The sequence below is a fragment of the Flavobacterium magnesitis genome, assembly GCF_041729735.1.
Lineage (GTDB): Bacteria > Bacteroidota > Bacteroidia > Flavobacteriales > Flavobacteriaceae > Flavobacterium > Flavobacterium magnesitis.
In genome coordinates, this window is the sequence record NZ_JBCFQK010000008.1 from 15810 (window position 1) to 42626 (window position 26817).

General features: G+C 32.5%; 28 protein-coding genes. 11 read left to right on the forward strand and 17 right to left on the reverse strand.

Annotated features, from left to right (window positions below):
• Positions 1–96: 96 nt before the first annotated feature.
• Together AAGV33_RS07250 and AAGV33_RS07255 are read right to left on the reverse strand one after the other, a co-directional pair.
• On the reverse strand, positions 97–396 hold the full coding sequence (locus tag AAGV33_RS07250; RefSeq protein WP_373391302.1) for a helix-turn-helix domain-containing protein: 300 nt from the start codon (positions 394–396) through the stop codon (positions 97–99).
• Positions 383–733 (reverse strand): type II toxin-antitoxin system RelE/ParE family toxin, encoded by a 351-nt coding sequence (locus tag AAGV33_RS07255; RefSeq protein WP_373391303.1) that lies wholly within the window; start codon positions 731–733, stop codon positions 383–385. Before AAGV33_RS07255 ends, AAGV33_RS07250 begins: the two co-directional genes overlap by 14 nt.
• Before the next feature lie 228 nt (positions 734–961).
• On the opposite strand from AAGV33_RS07255, the gene AAGV33_RS07260 reads away from it, so the two are divergent.
• Entirely contained in the window at positions 962–1207 is a 246-nt protein-coding gene (locus AAGV33_RS07260; protein ID WP_373391304.1) for a hypothetical protein, read from the forward strand.
• A gap of 67 nt (positions 1208–1274) precedes the next feature.
• Here the strand turns inward: AAGV33_RS07260 and AAGV33_RS07265 are convergent, their stop codons facing one another.
• The 3 genes from AAGV33_RS07265 to AAGV33_RS07275 form a co-directional block, all read right to left on the reverse strand.
• Positions 1275–1682, reverse strand: coding sequence for a hypothetical protein (locus tag AAGV33_RS07265; RefSeq protein ID WP_128193441.1), 408 nt, complete (start codon positions 1680–1682; stop codon positions 1275–1277).
• Between the two features lie 83 nt (positions 1683–1765).
• Positions 1766–2785, reverse strand: a complete 1020-nt coding sequence (gene pheS / locus AAGV33_RS07270; protein ID WP_373391305.1) for a phenylalanine--tRNA ligase subunit alpha — start codon at positions 2783–2785, stop codon at positions 1766–1768.
• 82 nt (positions 2786–2867) lie between these two features.
• On the reverse strand, positions 2868–3224 hold the full coding sequence (locus AAGV33_RS07275) for a hypothetical protein (protein WP_373391306.1): 357 nt from the start codon (positions 3222–3224) through the stop codon (positions 2868–2870).
• A gap of 131 nt (positions 3225–3355) precedes the next feature.
• On the opposite strand from AAGV33_RS07275, the gene AAGV33_RS07280 reads away from it, so the two are divergent.
• Complete coding sequence (locus tag AAGV33_RS07280; RefSeq protein ID WP_373391307.1) at positions 3356–3859, forward strand: CvpA family protein; 504 nt, start codon at positions 3356–3358, stop codon at positions 3857–3859.
• Between the two features lie 53 nt (positions 3860–3912).
• On the opposite strand, the gene AAGV33_RS07285 is transcribed toward AAGV33_RS07280, so the two are convergent.
• The 9 genes from AAGV33_RS07285 to AAGV33_RS07325 form a co-directional block, all read right to left on the reverse strand.
• On the reverse strand, positions 3913–4656 hold the full coding sequence (locus AAGV33_RS07285) for a tetratricopeptide repeat protein (RefSeq protein WP_373391308.1): 744 nt from the start codon (positions 4654–4656) through the stop codon (positions 3913–3915).
• A 34-nt stretch (positions 4657–4690) separates the two neighbouring features.
• The gene (locus tag AAGV33_RS07290; RefSeq protein ID WP_373391309.1) at positions 4691–6442 is read right to left on the reverse strand and encodes a BatD family protein; all 1752 of its coding nucleotides are present in this window, start codon (positions 6440–6442) and stop codon (positions 4691–4693) included.
• A gap of 100 nt (positions 6443–6542) precedes the next feature.
• A complete protein-coding gene (locus tag AAGV33_RS07295; RefSeq protein WP_373391310.1) occupies positions 6543–7319 on the reverse strand; it encodes a tetratricopeptide repeat protein in 777 nt (258 codons plus the stop codon).
• A 54-nt stretch (positions 7320–7373) separates the two neighbouring features.
• Complete coding sequence (locus AAGV33_RS07300) at positions 7374–8408, reverse strand: VWA domain-containing protein (protein ID WP_373391311.1); 1035 nt, start codon at positions 8406–8408, stop codon at positions 7374–7376.
• A gap of 165 nt (positions 8409–8573) precedes the next feature.
• Positions 8574–9575 carry a vWA domain-containing protein gene (locus AAGV33_RS07305; RefSeq protein ID WP_373391312.1) on the reverse strand — a complete coding sequence of 334 codons (1002 nt, stop codon included), beginning with the start codon at positions 9573–9575 and terminating at the stop codon, positions 8574–8576.
• Positions 9575–11200 (reverse strand): hypothetical protein, encoded by a 1626-nt coding sequence (locus AAGV33_RS07310; RefSeq protein WP_373391313.1) that lies wholly within the window; start codon positions 11198–11200, stop codon positions 9575–9577. The genes AAGV33_RS07305 and AAGV33_RS07310 overlap by 1 nt, the downstream gene beginning before the upstream one ends.
• Before the next feature lie 93 nt (positions 11201–11293).
• A complete protein-coding gene (locus tag AAGV33_RS07315; RefSeq protein WP_373391314.1) occupies positions 11294–11653 on the reverse strand; it encodes a four helix bundle protein in 360 nt (119 codons plus the stop codon).
• Between the two features lie 87 nt (positions 11654–11740).
• Complete coding sequence (locus tag AAGV33_RS07320) at positions 11741–12604, reverse strand: DUF58 domain-containing protein (RefSeq protein WP_373391315.1); 864 nt, start codon at positions 12602–12604, stop codon at positions 11741–11743.
• A 79-nt stretch (positions 12605–12683) separates the two neighbouring features.
• Positions 12684–13688, reverse strand: a complete 1005-nt coding sequence (locus tag AAGV33_RS07325) for an AAA family ATPase (protein WP_373391316.1) — start codon at positions 13686–13688, stop codon at positions 12684–12686.
• A 383-nt stretch (positions 13689–14071) separates the two neighbouring features.
• Between AAGV33_RS07325 and AAGV33_RS07330 the strand changes: the two genes are divergently transcribed.
• From AAGV33_RS07330 to AAGV33_RS07365, 8 genes are all read left to right on the forward strand, one after another.
• The gene (locus AAGV33_RS07330) at positions 14072–14827 is read left to right on the forward strand and encodes an SDR family NAD(P)-dependent oxidoreductase (RefSeq protein ID WP_373391317.1); all 756 of its coding nucleotides are present in this window, start codon (positions 14072–14074) and stop codon (positions 14825–14827) included.
• A gap of 4 nt (positions 14828–14831) precedes the next feature.
• Entirely contained in the window at positions 14832–15971 is a 1140-nt protein-coding gene (locus AAGV33_RS07335) for an ATP-binding protein (RefSeq protein ID WP_373391318.1), read from the forward strand.
• Positions 15972–16094: 123 nt separating this feature from the next.
• On the forward strand, positions 16095–16820 hold the full coding sequence (locus AAGV33_RS07340) for a metallophosphoesterase (RefSeq protein WP_373391319.1): 726 nt from the start codon (positions 16095–16097) through the stop codon (positions 16818–16820).
• Between the two features lie 24 nt (positions 16821–16844).
• A complete protein-coding gene (locus AAGV33_RS07345; protein ID WP_373391320.1) occupies positions 16845–17345 on the forward strand; it encodes a DUF6646 family protein in 501 nt (166 codons plus the stop codon).
• A gap of 612 nt (positions 17346–17957) precedes the next feature.
• Positions 17958–19709, forward strand: a complete 1752-nt coding sequence (locus tag AAGV33_RS07350; RefSeq protein ID WP_373391321.1) for a sensor histidine kinase — start codon at positions 17958–17960, stop codon at positions 19707–19709.
• 19 nt (positions 19710–19728) lie between these two features.
• Positions 19729–20379, forward strand: a complete 651-nt coding sequence (locus tag AAGV33_RS07355; protein ID WP_373391322.1) for a response regulator — start codon at positions 19729–19731, stop codon at positions 20377–20379.
• Positions 20380–20586: 207 nt separating this feature from the next.
• Complete coding sequence (locus tag AAGV33_RS07360) at positions 20587–21774, forward strand: sensor histidine kinase (RefSeq protein WP_373391323.1); 1188 nt, start codon at positions 20587–20589, stop codon at positions 21772–21774.
• 34 nt (positions 21775–21808) lie between these two features.
• On the forward strand, positions 21809–22162 hold the full coding sequence (locus AAGV33_RS07365) for a YegP family protein (RefSeq protein ID WP_373391324.1): 354 nt from the start codon (positions 21809–21811) through the stop codon (positions 22160–22162).
• 3 nt (positions 22163–22165) lie between these two features.
• Here AAGV33_RS07365 and amaB read toward each other — a convergent pair whose 3' ends face one another.
• From amaB to AAGV33_RS07380, 3 genes are all read right to left on the reverse strand, one after another.
• On the reverse strand, positions 22166–23719 hold the full coding sequence (amaB, locus tag AAGV33_RS07370; protein WP_373391325.1) for an L-piperidine-6-carboxylate dehydrogenase: 1554 nt from the start codon (positions 23717–23719) through the stop codon (positions 22166–22168).
• Between the two features lie 108 nt (positions 23720–23827).
• Positions 23828–24367, reverse strand: coding sequence for a 3-hydroxyanthranilate 3,4-dioxygenase (locus AAGV33_RS07375; protein ID WP_373391326.1), 540 nt, complete (start codon positions 24365–24367; stop codon positions 23828–23830).
• A 212-nt stretch (positions 24368–24579) separates the two neighbouring features.
• Positions 24580–25677 carry an endonuclease/exonuclease/phosphatase family protein gene (locus AAGV33_RS07380; protein ID WP_373391327.1) on the reverse strand — a complete coding sequence of 366 codons (1098 nt, stop codon included), beginning with the start codon at positions 25675–25677 and terminating at the stop codon, positions 24580–24582.
• Positions 25678–25908: 231 nt separating this feature from the next.
• On the opposite strand from AAGV33_RS07380, the gene AAGV33_RS07385 reads away from it, so the two are divergent.
• Complete coding sequence (locus tag AAGV33_RS07385) at positions 25909–26808, forward strand: S66 peptidase family protein (RefSeq protein WP_373391402.1); 900 nt, start codon at positions 25909–25911, stop codon at positions 26806–26808.
• The last annotated feature ends 9 nt before the right edge of the window (positions 26809–26817 follow it).

The following is a 26817-nucleotide window of genomic DNA, read 5'->3' on the forward strand; positions in this document are numbered from 1 at the left end:
CAAATTCGCAAATTATTAGTTTGTGAATTTGCGGTTGTTATTTTTTGACATTTATTTAAAAATATTCTCGAAGAAAATATAAAATTAAATTACTTTTTAAAGTTTTATTGAAAGTTCCAAATGCCCACCCAATCCAAGCTCAACAATTTTCTGTAATGTAGATAAGCGTACTTCTTTTACATTGTTTTCAATTTTTGAAATATAAGACTTTGTAGTACCACATTTAATAGCAAGTTGCTCTTGTGTCATCCCTTTTTCAAGTCGTGCCTCGTGTATCAAAACTCCCAATTTAAACTGATCATAACCAGACTCTAATTCGTCTCGTTTTACAGTTCCTATTTCACCATAGTGTTTATCTTTAAACTCTGATAGCGTTTTTATATTATCCTTTTTCATTTTTATATTCCTCCATTATTTTAAGTGCTTTTTCAATTTCCTTTTTTGGTGTCTTTTGCGTTTTCTTTTGAAAACCATTTGCTAAAACCACAATTTTCCCTTTGTCAAAAAAGCAAAATATTCTAAAAATATCACTCGATTGTTGAATTCTAATTTCATAAAGTCCATCCGTACTTTCAATATGCTTAAGATAGGTTTCTGGAACTTTGTCAATTTCTTCTATCAAGTCAAAAGTCCAAATTATCTTGGCTCTCACTTTTTCCCTTTGTTTTATGAAAAAATCTTCAAAATAATCTTTGTAAAATACTATTGTTCTATTTTTTGATTTTTCTTTCACACTTTAAAATTACAAAAGTTGTACAAAAGTACAACTTATTTTTTATTTAAAATTGATTATTAAGTCATTAGATTTCAAGTACACAAAATTTCGAATGCTGAAAATCAATTCTGAGCAAACGATTGTGGTTAATCTGAGTGGTCGATAAACAGAAAAAGCTAAAGTTTAAGTAAATTGGCATAACCATAAAACAGCTGTATTTTTGCCAATTAATAAATACACAATATTATGTCAATTCAAAACGAATTAAAAAAAGAAATTTTAGCCAAATGCAACGAATTAGAATTAAGCAAATCTATTAAAGATGTTCGGAAACTTAAGTACGACATCTTAAATTTAGCTTATCAAAAAATAAATATTTTTGTTTTAGACAAATGGCAATATTATGTGAACATCAGGATTTATGAATTAGAAAAAAATTTGAATCTCTCAATTGACGATAAAATTCTATGGTTACACAACGAAATTGAATAATAAAAAAACCGCAAATTCACATTTATAATTTGCGAATTTGCGGTCAATATTTTTTTTAGCTAATAGCTTATCGAACAATCACACCATCTACAAATAGAATAGGCACTTCTTCGGTATTATTTTCGTTAATGGAATTGGCTTTAAAGATAAACTTCTTGTCGTATAAAGTATTTCCAATAAAGAAAGTCAGCATGAATTCGTTATTCAACGCCAAAACACTTTTCTCTACCATTTCTATTTTCACTACTGAAACTGCGGGAACTTCTACAAAAGCGTGACGCAAAATAGAGGTTTTCTTCATTTCACCATCGATAGTTCCAAAAGCTTTAGAAACCACCATGGCACTTTCAATGTTAAAATCGCTATCGTTTACTAGATAAGCATACCATACTTTCTCCATAAAATCATCGCTCCATTCTTGAACGGCAGCAATAAATACGTTTTCTACTTCGGGGATTGTAATATCAGCTTTCATATATTAAGTGAAGAGTCCTTAGTACCTAGTCCTTAGCAAAAAATATTTCACTAAGGACTAGGTACTAAGGACTTTTTTTAAAATTATATTATCGATTTGAATTGCTCTAAGAAACGTACATCGTTTTCATAAAACATACGGATATCGCCAATTTGGTACAACAACATTGCAATACGCTCCACTCCCATTCCAAAAGCAAATCCGTTGTATTCGTCAGGATTGATACCACAGTTTTTCAAAACATTAGGATCTACCATTCCGCAACCACCAATTTCTAACCAACCGGTTCCTTTGGTAATTCTGTAATCGGTTTCGGTTTTTAATCCCCAATAAATGTCAATTTCGGCACTTGGCTCCGTAAATGGAAAATAAGAAGGACGCAAACGGATTTTTGATTTTCCGAACATCTCTTTAGTGAAATACAAAAGCGTTTGTTTCAAATCAGCAAAAGAAACGTCTTTGTCAATATACAATCCTTCCACCTGGTGGAAAATACAGTGTGAACGTGATGAAACGGCTTCATTACGGAAAACACGACCTGGAGAAATAGTTCTAATAGGCGGTTTATTGTTTTCCATATAACGCACCTGAACAGATGAAGTATGGGTACGCAATAAAGTATCGGGATTAGTCTGGATAAAAAACGTATCCTGCATATCACGCGCCGGATGGTATTCTGGCAGGTTCAATGCTGTAAAATTATGCCAATCGTCTTCAATTTCAGGACCTTCAGAAACGTTGAATCCAATGGTTGAAAAGATATCTATAATTTGGTTTTTTACAATAGAAATCGGATGACGAGACCCAATGATTACTGGCTCAGCAGCACGAGTCAAATCGCCATAAATTCCTTTAGATTCTTCTTTGCTTTCTAAAGTTTCCTGGATTGATTTTACTTTTTCCTCTGCAGAAGTTTTAAGCAGGTTAATTACCTGACCAAATTCCTTTTTTTGCTCATTAGGAACATTTTTAAATTCAGCAAAAAAATCTTTTAAGATTCCTTTACTTCCTAAAAATTTAATTCTAAATGCTTCTAATTCGGTAGTATCTTGTGTTGAAAAAGCTTGTGCTTCACCAATATATTCTTTTATCTTATCTATCATTTTCATCCAATAATTGAGAGTGCAAATTTAAGCAAAAGTTGTGAGTTATGAGTCATGAGTTTTTGGAACAAATCACAAATCATCAATCAATGAGCTCTTTTTCTATAAAATAGCTAACTATTGCCTCTTTCATCAAAACCGTTTGTTCCCCAGCCTTCAATGCTGGCAATTCTTCTTTTACTTTATAATGTGGCCAGCCATCTTCATCAAAAAAGTCGAATTCATAAAAACCATAAGGTTCTAACAAACGACAAATGGCAATGTGCATCAGGTTTAGTTTTTCGTCTTTTTTATATTCACGTTGAAATTTTCCTAATTCCTGAACTCCAATTAGAAAAATAATGGCATCTAAATCTAAATCTTCACCTTGCGAAAATTGATTAGAAAGTATATCGACAAGCTTTTCCCAGCGTTCTTTAAGTTGTGTGTCTCTTGACATATTTGAAAGTTAGTAGTTAGAAGTTAGAAGTTAGAAATTGATATTCTGATTTTCTACTATCTAAAATTATTTCGGCAAAGATACCAACATAATTCTTTTATCTTTGCTCTTTATTTTTTTCTCTTTTTACTATGAGTTTTTTAGATATTATTTTGGGTGCTTTATTAGCATTCGCACTTTACAAAGGAACGGTAAACGGTCTTTTTATCGAACTGGCTTCCTTTCTTTCGTTAATTTTTGGAGTTTATCTGGCTGTTAAATTCTCTGTTATTACTAAAAACATTCTTGCTGGTTTTGTGCATTGGAATCCAAATACCATTCAGGTTATTGCTTTTCTACTCACTTTTATTCTGGTGGTAATTGGCATTCATTTCTTAGCAAAAATACTTACTGGAATAGTCGATTTTGCTTTTTTAGGCTGGATAAACAAACTAGGTGGCGGATTATTTCGGGTTTTAAAAACAGTACTGCTCGTTGGAATTGTGTTTTCTATTTTCGAAAAAATAAATTACAATCATTTTTTTGCCAAAAAAGAAACGCTTGACAATTCCATTTTTTATTATCCCATACAAAAAACGGCGGCTTTTATGTATCCTTCTATTGTAGAATGGTATGGCGATTTGAAGAATAAGTAAGTAGATTTCAGACCGCAGAAGGCTTCTGTTATCTGAAATCTATAATCTTATTTCTATTTCACTTCTCGAATAGCATCGCTATCAATCCAGCCTTCGGTTCCATCAGTCAATTCAACTTTTTTCCAATTATCTACCTTTTGTTTTACAAAAACTTTGGTTCCTTCGTGCAAGATTACAACGCTGGCACCCTTGTTTTGAGGCTCGCTTTTTACATCGGTCATTTCTGCAAAAATAATGGCTGGTCTTTCATTTTTAAAATAACTTCTTTCGAAAATAGCAGAAGAAACACTAATAACTAACAATACAAGCATTATAAACATTCCGAAGAAAAAGAGTCTTTTATTCAATGCCAAAGCTGAAAAATAATAGCCTAGAAACGACACTAAAAACAGCACCGAAAAAGCAATAGCAATCCATGCCCAGGTATTGTAATGATAATTTCCCGTAAAATCACGAAGCAGTTTTTCAAAACCTACTTTTGGCACTACTTTTATCTCATCTACGGTACGTTTTTGAGCAAATCTTAAATTATTAGCAATATCAACATCATTAGGTTTCAGTACCAAAGCTTTTTCATAATTGTAAATTGCTGGCGCTACTTTGTTCAATTTATAATAACAATTTCCCAAGTTAAAATACAAATCTGCTGATTGCTTTTTATCACTCAAAACAGAGTTGTAAGCATCAATAGCTTGTTCGTATTTGCCATTTTTATACAAATCATTTCCTTTTTCAAAGCCACTTTGGGCAAAGAAAACCTGACTTACCAACAATAATATGTAAAATATATTCTTCATTTTAGTACTCATTGTATCCTTTGGTTAATCTTTTTTAAGAAAGCTGTTTTTCTAGATCCGAAATTATCAATACTGCTTTTTCGTAATCTTTCTGAATTGTTGCACTGGATGAAGGTGCATACCTTGCTACCTCACAGTTTTCAGTAAGTGCAATAAACTCATTGATTGATTCTGGATTAGCATTTCTAGACAACAAAATTTCCTTGATATTATCCTTACTCATTTCGGAAGTTTCAATATGCAATTTTGCTTTCAGGAAATTATGCATCGCTTTTTCAAGTGCCACATAAAATGGTTCTTTGTTGTTGATTTGTTTTTTTGCTTCCGATAAATATTTCTTCGCCAATCGGTTGTTTCTCTTGATTCTGTTTCCAACAATATCACCATCAATGGCTTCTTTTTTCTTCTTAGCCAAAATAATAACTGGTACTAATCCAAAAGGAATCAGCAACAAGCTATAGAATAAGTTTGAACCAAAGAAATCATTAGCTGTAATGGGTACTAATTCGGTTTGTAACTTGATGTACTTGAATTGTTCGTTAGCCACTACCTGATTTTTTCCTGCTGCTGAATTCGAATCACTAGCTATAACCTGTGTTGGCCCATCCAGAACTTTAACGATTATTTCTGGAGAAGTAATGGTTTTATATTTTCCGGAATTCAAATCAAAATAAGAAAACTGCATTGGTTTGATAGGATAATCACCTTTGTATTGTGGAATAATCGTATAACTATCCGATATTTTTCCTGTCATTCCAGAAAGCGGTGTATTCACTTGTTCGTTATGGACCGGATCATACATTTCTAATGCATTAGGCACAACTGGTTTTGGTAAACTAAATAATTTTAAATTTCCTTTTCCTGCTACACTTACCACTAAATCTAAACTTTCACCATTTTTAAGTGAAGTTTTACTTGGTGTAACTTTAAAATCAAAACTACCCACAGCTCCCGAAAAATCATCTGGTTTCCCTGCTTCCGGCAATGGTTTAACCGTAATAGTTTTAGCTCCCGCAGAAACTCTTTTACTGTCTTCTTTGATTAACATTCGTCCAAACATATCTCTACGATTGGTAGGCAATTGTACATCAATATCTAATGAAAGCGGCTCAATGGTTAGCTTACCTGACTTTTGAGGATATAAAACTGTTTTTTTCAAAACTACATAACGAAATTTTTCCCCTTTAAACATGCCTTCTTCAAGAAATTGCTTGACATCGATATTTTGACTCCAAAAATCATTGTATTTTGGTTTATTTAATTCTTGCCAACGATCAATTCCAATATTATAACTAAAGTATAGCTTATAAACTACCGTAATGGGTTCGTTTAGATAAGGATTTGTTTTAGAAATATCGGCAACGAGATACAAATTATCATCTGCCGAAATACTAGTATCATTAGGATCTTTGGGCTGTTCTACTGCTGCGGTAACATTAATTCTTACTGGAGAAGTTTTATACACTTGCCCATTGTATTCTATGGTAGCCTGTTTGATAACCAAATTTCCTTTTTGATTGGGCATCAAATAATAAGAATAGATTTTTTCAAACGAACTTTTTCCGTTAACCCAGGATTGACTCACTTGCTGACTTGGTCCTGCAATAACTCTAAAACCCTCAAAAGAAGGTTCGTCAAAATTATCTCCATCAATATTCATAACAAAATCCACACGAAGTCTTTCGTTCAAACCCAGTGTGTTCTTGCTTACTTTAGTCTCAAACTGTACTTGTTGAGCCCAAAGTCCTTGAAAACATAATAGTAATAGAATTAGATATCTTTTCATTAATTGTGTAATCGTTTGTATGTTGAATTCTTGAATCAGATTTTGTTAAACTGTTGCATCGAATAAACGATTAAACAATTTAGCAACTAAACAATAAATCTTACCAATCTTTCTCTGTTTGAACGGGTTTCCCTTTTACTTTTTTAGCGTTTACTTTGTCCTGAATTTTCTTCTCTTCATTGTTAACTGCATCCAAAAGATTTTCTAGACGATCTTTAGAAATTCCACCTGGCTGTGGCTTTGGCGGCTGATTTTCATCTTTTTTGTCTTTGCCGTCTTTCTTATCCTGATCCTTTTTGTCTTGATCTTTCTTATCCTGGTCTTTTTTATCTTGATCTTTCTTGTCTTTATCCTGATCTTTTTTATCCTGATCCTTTTTGTCTTGATCTTTATTCTTGTCTTTGTTTTTATCGTCCTTATCCTTAGGTGGCGGATTTTCTTTTAGCATTTTTTTAGCCAAGGCAAAATTGTATCTGGTTTCCTCATCAGTAGGCTTGTTTCTTAGCGCATTTTTATAAGCTTCTACTGCCTGAGTATAATCTTTCTCTTTCATGAACACGTTCCCTAAATTGTGATAGGCTTTGTGTTTTTGAATTCTTGATCTCGCGTTTTTTAAAGCTTTGGCATAAGCATATTTTGCCTCCGAAGCTTGATTTTGCTTATAAATAGCATTTCCTAAATTAAATGGCGAAACCGATCTATTTGGGAATTTTGAATTTGATATTCTATAATTAGCTTCCGCTTCGGCAAACTTATTTTCCTTGTATTCTTCATTTGCTTTAGGCAAAATATTGTCTTTTTGCTGCGCCAATATTCCTCCTAAACTAAGGAATAGCAGTGCAAAAAAAGTAAATCCGTATTTAATACAATTTTTCATTTTCATTTCTTTATGTTCTTCCTCAAAAGTGATTTGCTTTAAAGGAATTAGCATTTATTTTTCGTCGTTAAATAAGTTTAACTTCTTCACCCAATTGGTTTTTTTCTCTAAAAGGAATACATCCAGGAATAAAAGCAAAAATGCAAATCCTAAAAACCATTGAAATTGCGATTGAAAATCGGCCATTTGAGTCGATTCAAATTCGGTTTTTTGAATATTATCTAAGGTTTTCTTGATGTATTCTACCACTTCTTTGGTATTATTTCCGCTTACATAACCTCCCTTTGTGGCTTTTGCAATGGCTTCTAAATCAGTTCGGTTTAATTTTGTAACTACCACTTCGTCATTTTGATCTCTTTGGTAACTTTCTACAACGCCATTTCTTTTTAGCGGAATTGTACCTCCTTTTTCGGTTCCAATTCCTACCGTAATAATACGCATTCCTAGTTTATTTGCTTCTTCGGCTGCAGCTTGTGCACCTTCAGAATGATCTTCTCCATCTGAAATAAGGATCAATAACTTAGAAGTCTTACTTTTTTCATCAAAATAAGTTGACGATAATTTGATCGCTTCATCCAATGAGGTTCCTCTGGAAGAAACAATATCGGTATTCATGCTTTGCAAAAACATTTTTGCCACACTATAATCGGTCGTAATAGGCAAAACTGGAAAAGCACTTCCTGCGTAAGCTACAATTCCTATTCTATCGCTTCCTAATTGATTGATAATTTGAGAAACAACTTGTTTGCTTTTTTCTAATCTATTAGGTGCAACATCTTCAGCAAGCATACTTTTAGAAACGTCCATTGCAAAAACAATATCGATTCCTTCTCGTTTTACCGTTTCTAATTTTGTTCCTATTTTTGGATTTACTAATGCTAAAATCAACCCCAGCAGGGCTAAAACAATAACAACCAATTTGAATACGGGTTTAAAAACCGAACTTTCCGGACTCAATTTTTTTACAATTTCTAAATCACCAAATTCCCGTTGCTTTTTTCTTTTCCAATACATATTCAACAGGAAAAGCAACACTACAATCGGTAGTATAAAAAGTAAGTATAAATATTTTTTTTCGTCTAATTCCATAAATTATTTAAATTCCAAATATCAAAAACCAAATTCCAATTGTAGCAACGAAAGCTGAAAAAATTAAATTCCAAATTTATACTCCAATCATTGGAATTTGGAATTTCAAAAAATTGATTTTTGTTTCATTTAAGAAATATTGATTTTAACTAAAATCAATATTTCTTAAATGAAACTTTTATAAACCGTATTTCTTAATCCAATTTCGAGTAATAGTAAAAATCCAGCCAACCAAACAAAAGGTCTGTATTTCTCGTCATAATCATAAAATTTCAATTCTTCTATTTCAGTAGTTTCTAGTTTATTGATCTCTCCATAAATTTCAGCCAATTTATCATTACTCGTGGCTCTAAAATATTTTCCATCAGTTTTTTGAGCAATGCTTTTCATCAATCGCTCGTCGATTTCTACTTTCATCATTTGGAACAAAAATTGTCCATTTGGACCAATGGCATACGGAAATTCCGCCATTCCATTCGTCCCAATTCCGATAGTATATACTTTTATACCGTATTGTTTAGCAATATCAGCAGCAGTTTCTGGTTCAATAAAACCTGCATTATTTACTCCGTCGGTCAATAAAATAATGACTTTACTCTTGGCTTTACTGTCTTTTAAACGGTTTACTGCTGTGGCTAATCCCATCCCGATTCCTGTTCCGTCCTGCAAAACATTATCGTATTTTATACTTCCTATAGCCTCTTCTACAATGGCTTTATCGCTAGTTACGGGAGTTTTTGTGTAAGCTTCTGAAGCATAAACTACTAATCCTATTCGGTCATTTGGTCTTTCTTCAACAAAATCAGCCGCTACTCTTTTTAAAGCTTCCATTCGGTTGGGCTTTAAATCCTTAGCCAGCATACTTCCTGAAACGTCTACTGCCATAACAATATCAATTCCTTTTGTTGTCTTAGTTTTGTTGCTAATATCAACTGTTCTTGGTCTTGCCAAAGCCACAATTAAAGAGCTTAACGCCAATATTCGAAGTACACTTAAATAGGGTTTTAATTTTGTCCAGAACGATTGTGAGGATTTAAAACCTTTAATCGAACTTATTTTTAAGGTTGCTGATTGCTGGTTTTTCTTTAAAACTAACCAAACAATGGCCAATGGAATTAAAAGAAACAACCAAAAAAACTCTGGATTTAAAAAAGTTATTTTTGCCATTATCTACCTCCTTGTTTTAGTTCGACTGAGCTTAACACTCGTTCTGAAATTTCATTTGCATACTTATCTCCTTCTTGATGTAAAATCAAAACCTGTTGTAAACCTCCTTCTTGGCTAAACAATAAAATTTCATAATACATTCTGTCTTTTTCATTCGTTAACTCATTTACTCTAGTGAAAGTTCCGTATGATTTTATTCCCGTAATTCCTTCTTTAGTTTCATAATCTTCTTGTTTCACAATCATATTTTGTGCGCCTAGAGATTCCATATATTGTAAATAAGCTTCCATAGATTTTTTCAAATCAATTTGCGCTTCCTGTTTGTATTTCAAAGTTGAAACCATCAAATGAAAGGAGTCTATCAAACTACCATACACAAAAGACTGCATTTCTTTAACCAATGCTAATCCTTCTTTAGGCAATGATTTGGTTAAATCAGTTCGTTTTAAAACTTTAGGTGTTTTGATTATTACTGAAGGATTTCCGTACTCACTTCTTACCCATTCGCCTTCTAATAATTCTTTAGATGGATGACCAATAAGATTGTCTTTTACGTAATCAAACCCTCGGGTTGCCATAAAATAAAACGTGGTTGCTAACAATAAGAAAACAACTGCAGCTACACTAACCGCAATTCGGTTGTTTCTTTTTTTCTTTAATTGAAGTGCAATTTGTTTTTGACGTTGTGCTTCATTCAACAAAATATCTTCTTCCACAGGAATCTCAACCGGAATCGAATTGTCTAAAGTTAAAATTGCTTTTTGGATTTTATTTCTATCCTCGGTTATTTCATATTCCAGCGGTTTTGATTTTGCAAATTTTACTAAATCGGCTTGTTTCAACACTCTTTCCAGATTTTCGATAGTCTCTGGAGTAAGCGTCATTTTCTTTCTAACTGAAGCCGCTCTTAATCCCAAAATCAATTCGGATGTTGTACTTTCCATTGCTGGAATTTCTATTGCTTCTTCGATATAATTTCGAGCAATATCAGTCAATTCACTGTAATATTCTTTAATTGCTCCTTTTTGCCAAAGCTCTTTCTTTTCCAGATTATTTAATAAACTTGTAGCTTTTTCTATTGGAGTTTTATAAACTTCTTCCTCAATTTTTTTCTTTTGTCTGTTTTTAAGAAACCAATAGATTCCTGCACCAATTCCAACAATGACAATCAATGCTAAAAGGTATTTCCACCAATCTCCAATGGCATCATTGGCAGGTTGAATATCCTTAATGTCATACATTTTTTGCTTTAAAGTATCTACCTGAACATTCGCCACTTCAACAGCAATCGAATCCGTTTGATATGGTTTTTTATTAATCAGAATTTGGATACTAGGAATTACATAGCGACCCGAATCAAATTGTGCTAATCCGTATTTTTTAATCAACTCATAACGGTCGTTGTTTTTTACGGTATCCACAGGATAAGACTGGATTACTTCCAGAGCACCAATATTTTTTAAATTAGGAAAAACAACCTTAGACAAAGTATCTACGGATGTTTTTACAGTTAATTTAAATTCGGCTCCTATTTTATTTTTTGTGGTATCGATACTTGTTTCTACTCTTTTTTGTTGCGCAAAAACCGCAGTAGAAAGTAGTAGTAATAATATTATTTTTTTCATCCTTTTATTGGGAACTTTTGATTTGAGATTGAAGATTAACGATTTTTGATTTCAGATGTTTCTCGAAACCATTAAATCATTCTTTTTTCAAAATCATTTCATATTTGTTTTAGCCGTTTTAATACTTGATACGAAAATAGAAATTAGTTCATTGGCTTCTATTTTTGCAATCGATAAATTCTTCAGATCTGTTGTTAAATTTGCTTTTTCAATAATTTTTAAACAGACAAAACTTTCTCTTAATTCTTTTAAACAAATCCCCATTTTATGAACGAAATCTTTGCTGCTTTCGGCACTTTGGGCTTCTCCATAATTTAAAGCTGGAGATGTTCCTGAACGAATAATTTGAGCTGCTAAATGATTTCCTGCATAATTTTTTTCAAAATTACTAGCAACAATTATTATAGTTGCTGCAAAATCGATCAATCTATTCTCCAGTTCTTGTTTATTCATTTCTAATAAAATTTTAATTCAAAAACTCTAATTATTTATTCCAACCAAATCTTAAATCAAAAATCATTAATCTTCAATCTGAAATCTTTATCTCGATTTGAAATAACCCAATAACTTGGTTACATAACTTTCGTCAACTCTGGTATTTACTACACCAGAACCCGATTTACTGAAGGTTTCTTTAAAATAATTCAACTGGTCATGATAATATTTCTCATAATTCATTCGAACTGCTTTAGAACCAGTATCTACTAATTGTATCTCTCCAGTTTCAGCATCCAGCATCGGAACCATTCCCAGATTTGGCATTTTTTGTTCTCGAATATCATACACGCGAATTCCAGTTAGATCGTGTTTTTTAGCAGCAATTTTCAAAGTTTGCTCATAATCGTCCGACATAAAATCAGAAATAACAAAAACAATCGCTTTCTTTTTTTGAGTACTGGACAAAAATTTCAATGCCTGAGCAATATCTGTTTTATGACTTTGTGGTTCAAATTCAATCAATTCTCTAATGATACGCAAAACGTGTGATCTTCCTTTTTTAGGTGGAATATACAATTCGATTTGGTCCGAAAATAAAATCAATCCAATTTTATCGTTGTTTTGTGTAGCCGAAAAAGCCATCGTTGCAGCAATTTCTGTCACGATGTCTTTTTTAAATTGATTCTTAGAACCAAAACTCTCCGAACCCGAAATATCAACCATTAACATCATGGTTAACTCTCGTTCTTCTTCAAAAACTTTTACGTGAGCTTCATTATAACGAGCGGTAACATTCCAATCAATATTTCGAATATCGTCTCCATATTGATATTGACGCACCTCACTAAAAGTCATTCCACGCCCTTTGAAAGAAGTATGATATTCCCCTGAAAAGATATGATCACTCAATCTTCGGGTTTTGATTTCTATTTTTCGTACTTTTTTTAAAAGCTCTTTTGTATCCATTTGATTATTGATTGTTGATTAACGATTGTTGATTTCAGATCTAAAATCCAAAATCAGTAATCTAAAATCTAAAATCTTTTTAAGGTACTTCTACTTCGTTTATAATTTTATTGATGATGTCAACCGAAGTAATATTTTCAGCTTCTGCTTCATAAGTTACTCCAACTCTGTGACGCAATACATCATGAACTACTGCACGAACATCTTCAGGAATTACATAACCACGACGTTTGATAAACGCATAACATTTAGCTGCATTAGCTAGATTGATACTTCCACGTGGTGAAGAACCAAAACTGATTAATGGTTTCAAATCAGCTAATTTGTATTTCTCTGGGTAACGAGTAGCAAAAACAATATCTAAGATGTATTTCTCAATTTTCTCATCCATGTAAACTTCACGAACGGCTTGTTGCGCACGTAAAATTTGCTCAACAGAAACTACTTGATTCACTTTCTCGTAACTTCCAGTTAAGTTTTGACGAATTACCAATCGCTCTTCATCCATTTTAGGATAATCAATCACCGTTTTCAACATAAAACGATCAACTTGCGCTTCTGGCAATTGATACGTTCCTTCTTGCTCGATTGGATTTTGCGTAGCTAAAACCAAAAACGGTTTTTCTAATTTAAAAGTGGTATCACCAATAGTAACTTGCTTTTCCTGCATGGCCTCTAACAATGCCGATTGTACCTTAGCTGGCGCACGGTTAATCTCATCAGCAAGAACGAAATTAGCAAAAATTGGTCCTTTTTTAATTGAGAATTCATTTGCTTTAATGTTGTAAATCATGGTTCCTACAACATCGGCAGGTAATAAATCGGGTGTAAACTGGATACGGCTAAAAGATCCGTGAACTGCTTGCGAAAGTGTATTAATAGCTAATGTTTTTGCTAACCCTGGAACACCTTCCAGTAAAATATGGCCTTGCCCTAGTAATCCAATTAATAATCGTTCAATCATGTGCTTTTGACCCACAATCACCTTGTTCATTTCCATAGTAAGAAGGTCTATAAAAGCACTCTCTCTTTCTATCTTTTCATTGATTGCTCTAATGTCTAAAGTCGACGTATTCTCTTCCATAAAATTATTTTTAATACCTTGAATTTAATGCCTTAGTTTTGAGAGTGCAAATTGAATTTTTTTTTACAGGTAAGATGTTAAAAAATGGTTAAAACTTCTGCCAATCCTGCAATTTTAAGGTCGAATTATGATACAATTTCCATAATTTTAAGAACTTTAAGAATTATACTTTTAAAAGCTTGATAAATTGATTTTATTCGAAAAATTAAAACGATAAAAAAGCATCCAATTATCAGAAATTAAAGGGGTTAGAAATGACAGAATAAAAAGGCAATTGTTGTTTATTTCAAAAAATAAATTCGCACTTTTAAATATTTTTTTCGCTTAAAATCAAGAAAAAGGCAACCAATTTTGAAATTAAGAAAATAGTACAACCAAAAAACATGAATAAAACAGCATTAATAACTGGCGCAACTAGCGGAATAGGAAAAGCAACTGCTCAAATTTTAGCTCAAAATAATTACAATATTATCCTTTGCGGAAGACGTCAGGACCGATTAAATGAACTTGAAAAAGAACTCAGTCCAATTACAAAAGTACACTGTCTTCAGTTCGATGTTAGAGATAAAAAAGTGGTTTTCGAAAAAATAAATGCTTTGCCAGACGCTTTTTCTAAAATTGATATTTTAATTAATAATGCTGGAAATGCGCATGGATTTGAACCCATTCAAAATGGAGATCCAGACGATTGGGATGCCATGATTGACATCAATCTCAAAGGACTTTTATATGTTTCGAAAGCGATAATTCCAAAAATGATAGCCCAAAAATCAGGACATATTATCAATATTGGTTCCACCGCAGCAAAGGAAGTTTATGCCAATGGAAATGTCTATTGTGCTACAAAACACGCTGTAGATGCCATCAATCAAAGTATGCGAATTGACCTGAATCCGCATGGAATTCGTGTAGGTGCAATTCATCCTGGAATGGTGGAAACCGAGTTTAGTCAAGTCCGTTTTAAGGGAGACAATGAAAGAGCTGCTAATATTTACAAAGGATTTACGCCTTTAAAAGCCGAAGATGTTGCTGATATCATTCATTTTGTAGTTTCGAGACCGTATCATGTAAATATTGCCGATCTTGTAGTCATGTGTACCGCACAAGCTAATTTTTCGACAGTAAATAAATCAAGCTAATTTCATGATTAACAAAAGACTATTAATAAAAAATTTATTGGCCCACAACGACGAGAATAGTTTTTACGACAAAAAACGTCAGTTGAATTTACACACCAAAGAAGGCAAAGCCAAGTTCCTGAAACACATTTGCGCTTTGTCTAATTCTAATCCAGCCAATAACTCTTATATTGTTGTTGGGGTCGAAGATCAGGACAATGAAATTATAGGAGCTGATTTTTTTGACGATAGTCACATTCAAAATCTAATTAACGCTTATTTAGAAAATCCGCCCAAAATTCAGTACGAAAATGTTCCTTTTCCCAACTTACCGAAAGACAAAGTAATTGGATTAGTAACTATTAAACCAAAAAATAAAATTTCCTCCTTCAAAAAAGGAATTTACACCATTCCCATTCATAGTGTTTTTGTAAGACGAGGCAGCAACACTACTCCTGTTGAAGACAAAATAGAAAAAAATTACCCTAATACTGAAACCGTAATTGACCTTGAAAATAACTCCCGAAATAACATCAAATATACCCTAGACGGTGTTTTTGACTTCATGAATTTCAGGCACAAGGACATGGCGCCAAAATATAAAGTTTTCAAAGAATTATTTGTGATTTGCTGGGCGGGAATTCCTAAAACGGTTCGGGATAAAACCTTCTTATCCCGTGTGGATATTGAATTAATTAATGAGCATATTAAACTATTTTATTCCGCTCAGGACGTAGTTACTATTTCTTTTGACGAAGATACTTTTACCATTATCGAATATGTTCCGCTGGGTTTGAACGATAAGACCAGTTATTATCCACTGGAACAACAAACCATTTATTTTTTCGAAAATGGCTATTATAAAATTGAAAACAAAATGCTTTTTGAACCGCCTGTTTTCAATAAAAAAATGCTTTATCACATTTACAACAACAATGAAGCATTGATAAACAAACTCAAAAAAGGAATTCAATTGACTCCCAGAGAGCTCAAAGATCTTGAAAACTTACCTTCTACTTTTATGATTTGTTACCTCAACGGGTTTGAAAATGCCAAGAAAAAATTGATTGATGCTAAAACCCACTTAAAAGCCTTTCCATCCGTTTATTTATCTTTTAAAGAAGCGATGCGTGTTTTACGAAAAATGAAATACGACGTTCAATAAACACATTTCTCTAATATTCTATTTTTACATTACAAAAACAAAAAAATAAAGAAAGCTGCTGTTTTTTTCTTTCTCTTTTATCTATTTTTATTATATTAGAATTTAAACGCAGATTTCAAAAAAATGAGAACATTAGTTATAGGAGATATTCATGGTGGTTTACGCGCCTTACATCAAATTATGGAAAGAGCTCAGGTTACCGAAAAAGACAAGCTCATTTTTCTAGGCGATTATGTAGATGGCTGGAGCCAATCGCCACAAGTACTCGATTATTTGATTGCTTTAAACACTACAAATGATTGTGTTTTTATTAGAGGAAATCACGACGAATTATTATTGCATTGGTTAAAAGACAGCACCGATAATCTTTTATGGTACAATCATGGCGGCGAAGCAACAGTAATAGCTTACGAAAAAGTGAATAATGAAACCAAGCAAATCCACATTGAATTTTTACAATCCTTACAAGATTATTATCTGGACGATGAACAGCGTTTATTTATTCACGCTGGTTTTACTAATATGAACGGAGTTAATTACGAATATTTTCCAAAATTATTTTACTGGGACAGAACCTTGTGGGAAACGGCTTTGGCTCTGGATAAAAATATGCTTCCAGATGATTTATTGTATCCAAAAAGATTTACCTTATACAATGAAATTTACATTGGCCATACTCCCGTTTCCCGAATTGGAGAAACCATTCCTGTAAAAAAAGCTTGTATCTGGAATGTAGACACGGGAGCAGCTTTTAAAGGCCCATTAACCATAATGGATATTGATAGTAAAGAATATTGGCAAAGTGAACCATTAAGCAACCTATACTTTGACGAAAAAGGGAGAAATTAAGTACATTTACACAAAAAAATTATCATGAAAAAGACATTCACATTATTATTTTTAATTACTGCGGGTTTTATCAACGCACAAGCCTTTATAGGTAAGGGAGATATCAAATTTGACATAGCCGCTAACATCCAAAACGGAGGTTCCGGAATTAGAATTTCTAATGATTATGGTTTAGGCGAAAACATTTCTATGGGTATTTTAACCTCTTATTTATTAACTGTTAGCGAAGATGAATTAGGGAACAAACCTGATTTTGGAGATCGTATCGATTTGAAAGCTCGTTTTAATGCTAACTTAGGAAATGTTTTTGATTTTAACGAAAAACTAGATATCTACCCTGGATTAGATTTAGGATTAAGAAATTTTGGAGCACATTTTGGCCTACGCTATTTCTTTACCGAAGGTTTTGGACTAGTAAGCGAAATAGGATTTCCTATTGCAAAATACAAACCCGAAGCAACTGGCTTTGATCGTTTGAACAATCAATTTACATTTAATATTGGAGCTTCGTTTAATTTGCAATAAATAATACTAAGAGCCTGTTTAAATTTATTTTTTTAATAAATTTTCTTTTCCCCATCCCTAAAGGGTGGAAAATTTCTTAAAAATTCATCAAAATTACATCCGCTGCGGCGGAAGGAGGAAATTAATTTTGATGAATTTAAACAGGCTCTAAGTAAAATATTATTTTTATCTAAAATTCATTCTTTAAACAGACATATTATCACTTTTTATAGAAAATTCGTGTAGAACTAATTCTACACGAGTTTTTTAAATACTTTACATTATTTGTAATGAATATCCCTAATTTTGCACCAAACAAAAGGATGTTTATTATAAATTAGTTATTTGAGATTTTCCCCAAATCAATATTAACAATTCCTTATTTGTTATTTAACGCAGTTAATCTATTTAATATACTGATTATTAGAATCATATATTAAACAACATTATTATAAATAATTCGTTACCAGATAAAGCAATTAACAAATTGCATTTTTATCTTGACGATTAATTATAGCTGTTTTTTAACGAATAACACCTTAAATAAAACAAAATATATTCTATCCATTTTATAATTAAGATTAAAAAGTAGTCCCTATTTCCTTCAATTAATTTTTTAATATTAAATAAATTTTGAGTAAAATATCACCCCCATCCAATGCTTTTTATTTAAAAAAATTAAAATTTGAGCATAGAAAAATAATTCACTATACTTTGCTGGCTAGTGTTATTTTGTTACAAATTATCGCTATTGCTATCTGGTATAACGAAACCAAAAATGAAGCAAAACTTTCCAGTGCTATTGAAGAAATCGCGTCTTCGAGAAAAATAATTAACTACACTCATCTTGCAAACACTTCTTTAATCGAGTCGCAAGAATATTTTAATAATTATTTGAATAACAGAGATAAAATTTCATTCGAAAAATACTCTTCTTCTTTAAACGATATCAGTAACTTATTAGATAGTTTGCGTTTTCTTTCGAGTGGAAACCTGGCTTACAAAAAAATAATTGTAAAAAAAGACAAGACTGAAGCTGAAATTTCAATTTTAAAATCCTCAATTGATTCTATTATTGATAGCCAAATTAATAAAAGTAATGATGATATCTCTAAGCTTTTTAAATTCACAAAATTTGAATCTAAAAAAATTCTGGATAGTATCAAAACTGACTCTTACATTAAAGTCGATAGTGTTTCTCAAAAAGGACTATTAGCCAGACTTGGAGATGCTTTTGCCGGAAGGCTGAATGTTCAAAAAGAACAACTAAATACAGTTGTAACCATGAAATATAAAGACGGAGTAGTTTCTGGAAGTATTGAAGACCAATTAAGGAATGTTTTTTATAAAACGAACAGTTATTACCAGAATGAATTTATCAATTTAAGAAAATCATTGTTAGAATTAAGAAATAAAGATTCTCAATTAATTATGCTCAATAATGAACTATTGAACATTAGCCAAAACATTGTTTTTGATTATAAAAATTCTGCCGAGTTGCTTCAAAAAAGCAATGAAAACAACATAATCAACGAATATAAATCCAATCAGGTAGTTAGAAATTATTCTATCATTTTCTTAATTATTTTAATGTTTATTGTGTCTATTATCCTTCTTAGTTTTACTCATGTCGCTTTTGAATATGAAAAAAGACTGATTGCGGCTCAAAATCAAATCCGCCAAAGTTTAGTTTTTAAAAATCGAATTATGGGAATGATTAGCCACGAAATCCGATCTCCTCTAAGCATTATATCTATGTATAGTAGAAAAGTTCGTTCTCTTATTCAGGAAAAGGAACTCAATGCTACTTTTAAATCTATAGAATTTACAACAAACTCACTGATTCTTTTATCCAATCAAATTTTAGAATACTCTAAAGACGAAAACAGAGAATTAAATTTAAAAAATAAAAATCTTTATCTAAAAACTGAAGTTTACCAAATCATCTCTTCGATGACTTCATTAGCAGAAGTTAAAGGAAACAAAATAAACATTCATTCTAATCTTGATGACAATTGCGAAGTATGCACCGATGCAACTAAAATTCACCAATTATTTTACAACATAATAGGTAATGCAAATAAGTTTACCGAAAATGGAAACATCAACATAACTATCAATATCGAAGACATTTCAGATTATGAAATGAATCTACTTGTTAAGGTTGCTGATGACGGAACTGGTATTAACCAAAACGATTTAAAAAATATTTTTAAATCCTATTATCAAGGCACCGTTTCTAAAAGCGTGAATGATTTAGGTGTAGGTTTAGGGTTGAATCTATGCAAAGAAATTGTCGAATTGTTTGATGGTGAAATCAATATCGAAAGTCAGGAAGGACAAGGAACTACCGTAGAATTCAACTTGATATTGAGTAAAATTTAGAATAAAAATTATTAGTAAAATGAAATTATCAAATAACTGTAGCTTTTTAATCACTGACGACCACAGCATAGTAAGACAAGGAATTTCTATGTTGATTAACGAACTGTTCCTGAATCCTAAAATTTATATGTCAGGAAATTTTAAAGATACTTTTAAAATAATAAACGAAACTAAAATTGACTTATTGATTTTAGACATCAATTTTCCTGATGGAAATAGCATCAGCATTATTAAGGATATTAAGATTATTCAACCCGAAATTAAAATTTTGATATTTACCGCATACAATGAAGACATCTATGCTTTACGCTATTTGAACTCGGGTGCATCAGGTTATTTAAACAAAGGAAGTTCAGAAGAAGAAATGAAACAAGCCCTAACTAGCATGATTTTATCTGGAAAATACTTGACCCAAAATGTAAAAGATAGAATTTTAGATTCTTACATCTCTAAATCGCCTATTAATCCCATTGAGCAATTATCAAATCGAGAATTAGAAGTGGCCAGAATGCTCATTAAAGGCTATGGCAACTTAGAAATATCCGATCTTTTAAATGTAAAAAAGACAACCGTTAGTACTTTTAAAAACAGGATTTTCGAAAAATTAGAAATTGACAACTTAGCCGCTTTAATCGAACTTTTTCGTCTGTACAATGATGATGGCGAATAATTTACACTTCTATTTCTTGTAGAAATAATTCTACAATGCACCATTAAACACTCTACAAAATATTGGTTTATCAGCGATTACTTTTGTTACAACAAACGCAATCAGTTAAGTTTAAAAGACAAAATCTATTTTATACTATTTCGTTTTAATCCAAATCAACACTTTTAATTTTTTTGGAATGTCTTGACTTTTTTAAACTAAAGAAATATGAAATCACATTTTCACAACAGCTATGATACTAAAAATCCAAATGATTTTCAGGAAAAATTATTTAAAGATTTATCAGAAGAGATGTTCATATTTAAACTTTCTCCTGACAACGATTTTCATAAATTATTTATAGACAAATCAATCTGCAAAACATTTGAATTGCCTAATAATCTTATCTCTGATACCATTCTGCCATTATTCTATAATAGGATTTATAAAGAAGATAGAATTAAAGTACTTCGCCTATTTATACAACTTCAAACAACCGAAGAAAAAGCAGAAATTGAATTTAGAAGTTTACTGCCTAAAAAAGGATTATCTATTTTTAAAGCTTATATAAAAACAAAATTAGAAGCTAATGGTAGCACTATTTTTTATGTAACTTTCTTTAGAATTACTTCTATCGAAAGAAATAAATTAGAGGATACTATTTCTAATAATCTCATATCAACAGCTACTGCTTTAAAAAAAGAAAAGGAATTAGAATTATTTCAAACTCTAAAACTATACCGTGAGCACAATAATCGTTTGTTGAATTTTTCTCATATCACTTCTCATAATTTAAATACGCATTCAGGAAATATCAAACTGCTTTTGGACATGATTGATACTGAAGAAAATGCTCAAACAAGAAAAGAATACCTCAATCATTTAAGAACTGTTTCTAATGATTTGAATGAAACAATTGCTGATTTATCACAAATAGTTACTATTCAAAACAACCGGAATGTAATTAAAGAACCTTTGGATTTAAATAGCTATTTAGATAAAAACAGTACGTTAATTAATAATTACGGTTTTGAAAACAAAATCACTATTGTAAACAAAGTCCCAAAAGGTTCTATTATTAATTTCAACTCGGCTTATCTGGCGAGTGTTTTATTAAATTTTAGCACCAATGCTGTAAAATATGCCCATCCGGACCGATTTCCAATTATCACATTTGAGTTTTTTATAGAAAACCAAAAAAAGGTTTTAACCATTACTGATAACGGTTTAGGAATCGATTTAGAAAAACATGGTAATTTATTATTTGGTATGTATAAAACATTTCATAAACATAAAAATGCAAATGGTATTGGTTTATACATCACAAAAAACCAAATTGAATCCATGAATGGAATAATTACTGTAGAAAGTAAAGTAGGCGAAGGAACTACTTTTAAAATTACTTTTTCCGATTAAATAAATGAATAACTAAAACAAATAAGTACTCCAAATGGAAAAATTTGTAATTAGCAAAAATACAAATGGCGAGTTTAAATATGAATTTCTAGATCAATTTGAACAATTAATATTTGGCAAATCAGGTTATAAAAATAAAGCCATGTGTTTAAAAGTAATTGAATCCATAAAACGAAATGCTCAGGAAGATTCTAAATTCTACAGAAAAAGAACTGCTGACAATGAATGCTATTTCAATCTAAAATCATCAAACGGACAAATTTTAGGCATTAGCGAAATCTATCAAGACAAGGCTACTCGTGAAGATATCATTCAGTTTGTAAAAACCACATCAGCTAATGCTTCTATTGAAGATTATTCGAAAAAAGTAACACAAACGGCTTTCTAAATTTTACAAATCAAACTTTATTCCTTGTGCCAATGGTAAAGTACTGCCGTAATTAATAGTATTGGTTTGTCTTCGCATATAGACTTTCCAGGCATCTGATCCCGATTCACGGCCTCCGCCAGTTTCTTTTTCTCCGCCAAAAGCACCACCAATTTCGGCACCTGAAGTTCCAATATTTACATTCGCAATTCCGCAATCAGAACCGGCGACAGATAAAAACAATTCGGCTTCACGCAAGTTGTTGGTCATAATTGCCGAAGACAATCCTTGGGCAACGTTATTTTGAATAGCTATCGCATTTTCTACAGTTCCTGAATATTTTAGCAAATACAAAATAGGAGCAAAAGTTTCCTGTTGCACAATTTCTAAACTATTATCCGCTTCAACAATAGCGGGTTGCACATAACAACCACTTTCATATCCAGCTCCCGAAAGTACCGCTCCATCCACAAGAATTTTAGCTCCTTGGGCAACTGCTTTTTCTAAGGCTTTGCCGTATTTTTCGACAGCATCAATATCAATTAATGGTCCAACATGATTTTTTTCGTCCAATGGATTTCCAATACGCAATTGTTGGTAAGCAGCAACTAGTGACTCTTTAATTTTATCATAAATACTTTCGTGAACAATTAAACGACGCGTAGAAGTACAACGTTGTCCAGCTGTTCCAATAGCACCAAAAACAGCACCAATAATGGTCATTTTAATATCGGCATCCGGAGTAACAATAATAGCATTGTTTCCGCCTAATTCTAATAAAGATTTGCCCAAACGGGTAGCCACAGTTTGCGCTACAATTTTTCCCATTCGGGTAGATCCGGTAGCCGAAATTAACGGAACTCGGGAATCTTTAGTCAATAGTTCTCCTAATTTATAATCGCCATTGATTAAGCACGAAATTCCTTCTGGCAATTTATTTTCTTGTAAAACTTGTGCCAAAATATTTTGACAGGCAATTCCGCAAAGTGGTGTTTTCTCAGACGGTTTCCAAACACAAACATCCCCACAAACTAGAGCCAAAGCCGTATTCCAGGACCAAACGGCAACTGGGAAATTAAATGCCGAAATAATTCCGACTACACCTAAAGAATGATATTGCTCATACATTCGGTGATTGGGTCTTTCTGAATGCATCGTCAAACCGTGTAATTGTCGGGAAAGTCCAACAGCAAAATCGCAAATATCAATCATTTCCTGAACCTCACCATAACCTTCCTGCAAGGATTTCCCCATTTCGTAAGAAACTAATTTGCCTAAGGCTTCTTTATTTTGACGTAATTTTTCTCCAAACTGACGCACAATTTCTCCACGTTGTGGTGCCGGAATTAATCGAAAAGATTGGAAAGCTTCGGTAGCGGCCTGCATTACTTTTTCATAATCGGCTGCTGAAGTTGTTTTTACTTTTGCAATCAACTGACCATCTACCGGCGAATAACTTTCCAGAATTTCTCCTGAAGAAAAAGAGTTCGTCCCTGTGGATGTTCCTTCGTTAATAGCGCTAATTCCTAATTGTTCTAAAGCGGCTTTTATTCCAAATTGTGTTGCGATTGTTGTCATGATAGTTTGTAGGTTTCGTGTTTTAGCCCCGATAGCAACGGCATCCTTTTCCTGATTTCTTTAATCAGGAAAAGATAGAGTGGATAACGGGAAATAGCTCCTGAAAAATTATTTTTTAGCTGTAAATCTTGGATCGGTTTCCATAACGGTTCCACATTTTTCGCAAGTTCGAAGTTCTTCGGAATTGTAAAAATGTTCAAAATGAGGCAGGAAATCTTTTTCGATATTGTTGAGTTCAAAATACACTTCGTGCAACTTGTGATTGCAGCTATCGCAATACCACAACAATCCGTCTGTAAAACCTTGTTGGGCTCTTTTTCGCTCAATTACCAAACCGATAGAGCCCTCAGAACGAACAGGAGAATGCGGAATTCCCGCAGGATGCAGGTACATATCGCCAGGATTAAGTTCCAATACATGACGCTCGCCATCTTCCTGAATAATCACCTGAATCGAACCTTCTAACTGATAGAATAATTCTTCGGTTTCATTGTAATGAAAATCCTTTCGGGCATTTGGTCCCGCAACAATCATTACAATATAATCGCCTGAATCTACATACAAATTTTTGTTACCAACGGGCGGTTTTAACAATTGACGGTTTTCGTCAATCCATTTGGTAAGATTAAAAGGTCTTGAAATTGCCATTTTGAGTTTTTTTTAAGAAAAGCTAAGGTACGAAAAAAAGAATTTTGGTTTCATAAACAAAAAGACCAAACTAATCTAACCGCAAAGAGCGCAATGAGAAATTATTCTTTGTCCTTAAGAACACAAAGCTTTGCGTTCCTTGCGTACTACTTTGAGATCTTTGCGGTTAAAATTCCAAACATTTTTTTTCAAAAAAGTAGTTTGTTTCATATCTATTTAGCCTCTTTAATCAGATAAATATAAACGGGAAAATGATCGCTAAAACCCACTTCGGTTGCCGAATGCCGTTTGGGATAGCCTTTGTATTGTCCAGAATTTTGAATCAAATAGCTTTTGTTAAAAATACCTGCTTTCCAATATTGATAAGTAGAAAAGTCGCTTTTTATTAGTGATTGTGTAACCATAATTTGGTCGAAAATATCCCAGGAATCTCTATAAGCAATAGTTCCTAAACCTTTTTTGGCCATTTCTTCAAATGGATTGTAGATTCCAAATTCAGGAACTTCTTTTTTTTGACCTTTGGCTCCAAGGATTTTTTTAATGCTGTTATTGAAAGGACCATCGTTCAAATCGCCCATTGTAATTACCTTGGCATTGGGATTTATTTTTTGCAAAGAGTCAATTATTTTCCGATTCAGCATTCCCGCCGCTTCCCTAAACGGACTTGATTTTTTCTCACCACCAGAACGCGACGGCCAGTGATTGACAATAATATGAATCTCTTCGCCTTCCAGAAAACCAGTAATTAAAAGTTGGTCACGCGTAAAAACCCTATTATCATAACTATTTTGAACCATTTCATCATCATCTTCTAAAGTAGAAACCAATTCCTGATGCTGAACTTCTTTTTTGTAGATGTAAAGCGGAATATTTGTATAAGAAGTAGGCGAAAAATATTTATTTTGAAACAACAAAGCCACATCAATACCTCTTTTATCAGGCGAATCAAAATGAATGATTCCATAATCCTGCAATGCCATTTGAGGCTGTCGCACTAAATCTTCCAGTACGCCTCGATTTTCAATTTCGGAACAGGCAATAAGTGTAGGCGAATTAGCATTTTCCGGTTTACCAATTTCGGTTAAAACGCGCGTCAGATGCTGCAATTTTTGCTGGTATTTTTTAGAAGTCCAGCGTTGTGCACCTTGCGGAGTCCACTCGTCATCATTAGTTCTTGGGTCATTGATAGTATCAAAAAGATTTTCGAAATTATAAAAAGCTACTGTATGGATTCGGTAACTTTTTTGCTGGGAAAACCCCATCTGTGCTAAAAATAAAAGAACAATTACAATCAACTTCAGTATCCGCATAAGCAACTCTATTTAAGTACTGTAGTAAATTTAATTCATTTTATATAATAAGCATAAATTATTTTCGAATTTCGCTATCTTTGTTTTAATGCTTCACAAAAGCATTTCAATTTTTATTTATTCAGGAAAAATACCACTATGCCTACTCCTCGATTTTTAGTTTTAAACCGAACCTTTAGTTTATTCCTGATTTTAATTTTTCAATCTTTCAACAGTCAAGCCCAAAAACACATGATTACACCAGCCGCTTTACAAAAAGGAGACACCGTTGCCATTGTGGCCACCGCAAGAAAATATACTGATAACAATCTAAAACCCGCTATAGATTTACTCCATAGTTGGGGACTTGAAGTGGTTATTGGTAAAAGCATTGGACTTGACAACAACCAACTAGCTGGAACTGATGAACAAAGAACTGCCGATTTTCAAACACAGCTGGACAATCCAAACATCAAAGCCATTTGGTGTGTAAAAGGCGGTTATGGAACGGTTAGAATTATTGATGCCTTAGATTTTACCCAATTCAAACAAAACCCAAAATGGATTGTGGGTTTTAGTGACATTACCGTTTTGCACAATCATTTGAATACTTTAGGTTATAAAACCATTCACGGAATTATGCCTGTTACAGCTCCAAGAGCAACAGCTGAAGCCAAAGAAACTTTAAGAAAAGCTTTATTTCACGAACCTCTAAGACACGAAATTTCTTCAGATCCTATGAATCGAATTGGCAAAGCCAAAGGCGAATTAGTAGGCGGAAATCTTTCTATTTTATACAGTTTATTTGGCTCTCCATCAGCGATTGATTGTGATGATAAAATTTTGTTTATCGAAGATTTAGACGAATATTTATACCACATTGACCGTATGATGATGAACTTAAAACGAAATGGTTGCTTGGAAAGCATCAAAGGAATTGTGGTAGGATCGATGACAAAAATGAAAGACAACGACATTCCCTGGGGGAAAAATGCGGTTCAGATTATAGAAGATGTAACTAAAAAATACAATATTCCTGTTATATATAATTTCCCGGCAGGACACATTCAAGACAACAGAGCATTGGTTTTAGGAAGCACAGTATCGATAGAAGTTACTCCCGTAAAAAGTACGCTGAAATTTGAGAATTAATTATATTTA

Excerpts from the sequence above, each read along its gene's own strand:
- AAGV33_RS07250 (WP_373391302.1), bottom strand. The coding sequence starts at position 396 with ATGAAAAAGGATAATATAAAAACGCTATCAGAGTTTAAAGATAAACAC.
- AAGV33_RS07260 (WP_373391304.1), top strand. The coding sequence starts at position 962 with ATGTCAATTCAAAACGAATTAAAAAAAGAAATTTTAGCCAAATGCAAC.
- AAGV33_RS07265 (WP_128193441.1), bottom strand. The coding sequence starts at position 1,682 with ATGAAAGCTGATATTACAATCCCCGAAGTAGAAAACGTATTTATTGCT.
- pheS (WP_373391305.1), bottom strand. The coding sequence starts at position 2,785 with ATGATAGATAAGATAAAAGAATATATTGGTGAAGCACAAGCTTTTTCA.
- AAGV33_RS07275 (WP_373391306.1), bottom strand. The coding sequence starts at position 3,224 with ATGTCAAGAGACACACAACTTAAAGAACGCTGGGAAAAGCTTGTCGAT.
- AAGV33_RS07280 (WP_373391307.1), top strand. The coding sequence starts at position 3,356 with ATGAGTTTTTTAGATATTATTTTGGGTGCTTTATTAGCATTCGCACTT.
- AAGV33_RS07285 (WP_373391308.1), bottom strand. The coding sequence starts at position 4,656 with ATGAAGAATATATTTTACATATTATTGTTGGTAAGTCAGGTTTTCTTT.
- AAGV33_RS07290 (WP_373391309.1), bottom strand. The coding sequence starts at position 6,442 with ATGAAAAGATATCTAATTCTATTACTATTATGTTTTCAAGGACTTTGG.
- AAGV33_RS07295 (WP_373391310.1), bottom strand. The coding sequence starts at position 7,319 with ATGAAAAATTGTATTAAATACGGATTTACTTTTTTTGCACTGCTATTC.
- AAGV33_RS07300 (WP_373391311.1), bottom strand. The coding sequence starts at position 8,408 with ATGGAATTAGACGAAAAAAAATATTTATACTTACTTTTTATACTACCG.
- AAGV33_RS07305 (WP_373391312.1), bottom strand. The coding sequence starts at position 9,575 with ATGGCAAAAATAACTTTTTTAAATCCAGAGTTTTTTTGGTTGTTTCTT.
- AAGV33_RS07310 (WP_373391313.1), bottom strand. The coding sequence starts at position 11,200 with ATGAAAAAAATAATATTATTACTACTACTTTCTACTGCGGTTTTTGCG.
- AAGV33_RS07315 (WP_373391314.1), bottom strand. The coding sequence starts at position 11,653 with ATGAATAAACAAGAACTGGAGAATAGATTGATCGATTTTGCAGCAACT.
- AAGV33_RS07320 (WP_373391315.1), bottom strand. The coding sequence starts at position 12,604 with ATGGATACAAAAGAGCTTTTAAAAAAAGTACGAAAAATAGAAATCAAA.
- AAGV33_RS07325 (WP_373391316.1), bottom strand. The coding sequence starts at position 13,688 with ATGGAAGAGAATACGTCGACTTTAGACATTAGAGCAATCAATGAAAAG.
- AAGV33_RS07330 (WP_373391317.1), top strand. The coding sequence starts at position 14,072 with ATGAATAAAACAGCATTAATAACTGGCGCAACTAGCGGAATAGGAAAA.
- AAGV33_RS07335 (WP_373391318.1), top strand. The coding sequence starts at position 14,832 with ATGATTAACAAAAGACTATTAATAAAAAATTTATTGGCCCACAACGAC.
- AAGV33_RS07340 (WP_373391319.1), top strand. The coding sequence starts at position 16,095 with ATGAGAACATTAGTTATAGGAGATATTCATGGTGGTTTACGCGCCTTA.
- AAGV33_RS07345 (WP_373391320.1), top strand. The coding sequence starts at position 16,845 with ATGAAAAAGACATTCACATTATTATTTTTAATTACTGCGGGTTTTATC.
- AAGV33_RS07355 (WP_373391322.1), top strand. The coding sequence starts at position 19,729 with ATGAAATTATCAAATAACTGTAGCTTTTTAATCACTGACGACCACAGC.
- AAGV33_RS07360 (WP_373391323.1), top strand. The coding sequence starts at position 20,587 with ATGAAATCACATTTTCACAACAGCTATGATACTAAAAATCCAAATGAT.
- AAGV33_RS07365 (WP_373391324.1), top strand. The coding sequence starts at position 21,809 with ATGGAAAAATTTGTAATTAGCAAAAATACAAATGGCGAGTTTAAATAT.
- amaB (WP_373391325.1), bottom strand. The coding sequence starts at position 23,719 with ATGACAACAATCGCAACACAATTTGGAATAAAAGCCGCTTTAGAACAA.
- AAGV33_RS07375 (WP_373391326.1), bottom strand. The coding sequence starts at position 24,367 with ATGGCAATTTCAAGACCTTTTAATCTTACCAAATGGATTGACGAAAAC.
- AAGV33_RS07380 (WP_373391327.1), bottom strand. The coding sequence starts at position 25,677 with ATGCGGATACTGAAGTTGATTGTAATTGTTCTTTTATTTTTAGCACAG.
- AAGV33_RS07385 (WP_373391402.1), top strand. The coding sequence starts at position 25,909 with ATGATTACACCAGCCGCTTTACAAAAAGGAGACACCGTTGCCATTGTG.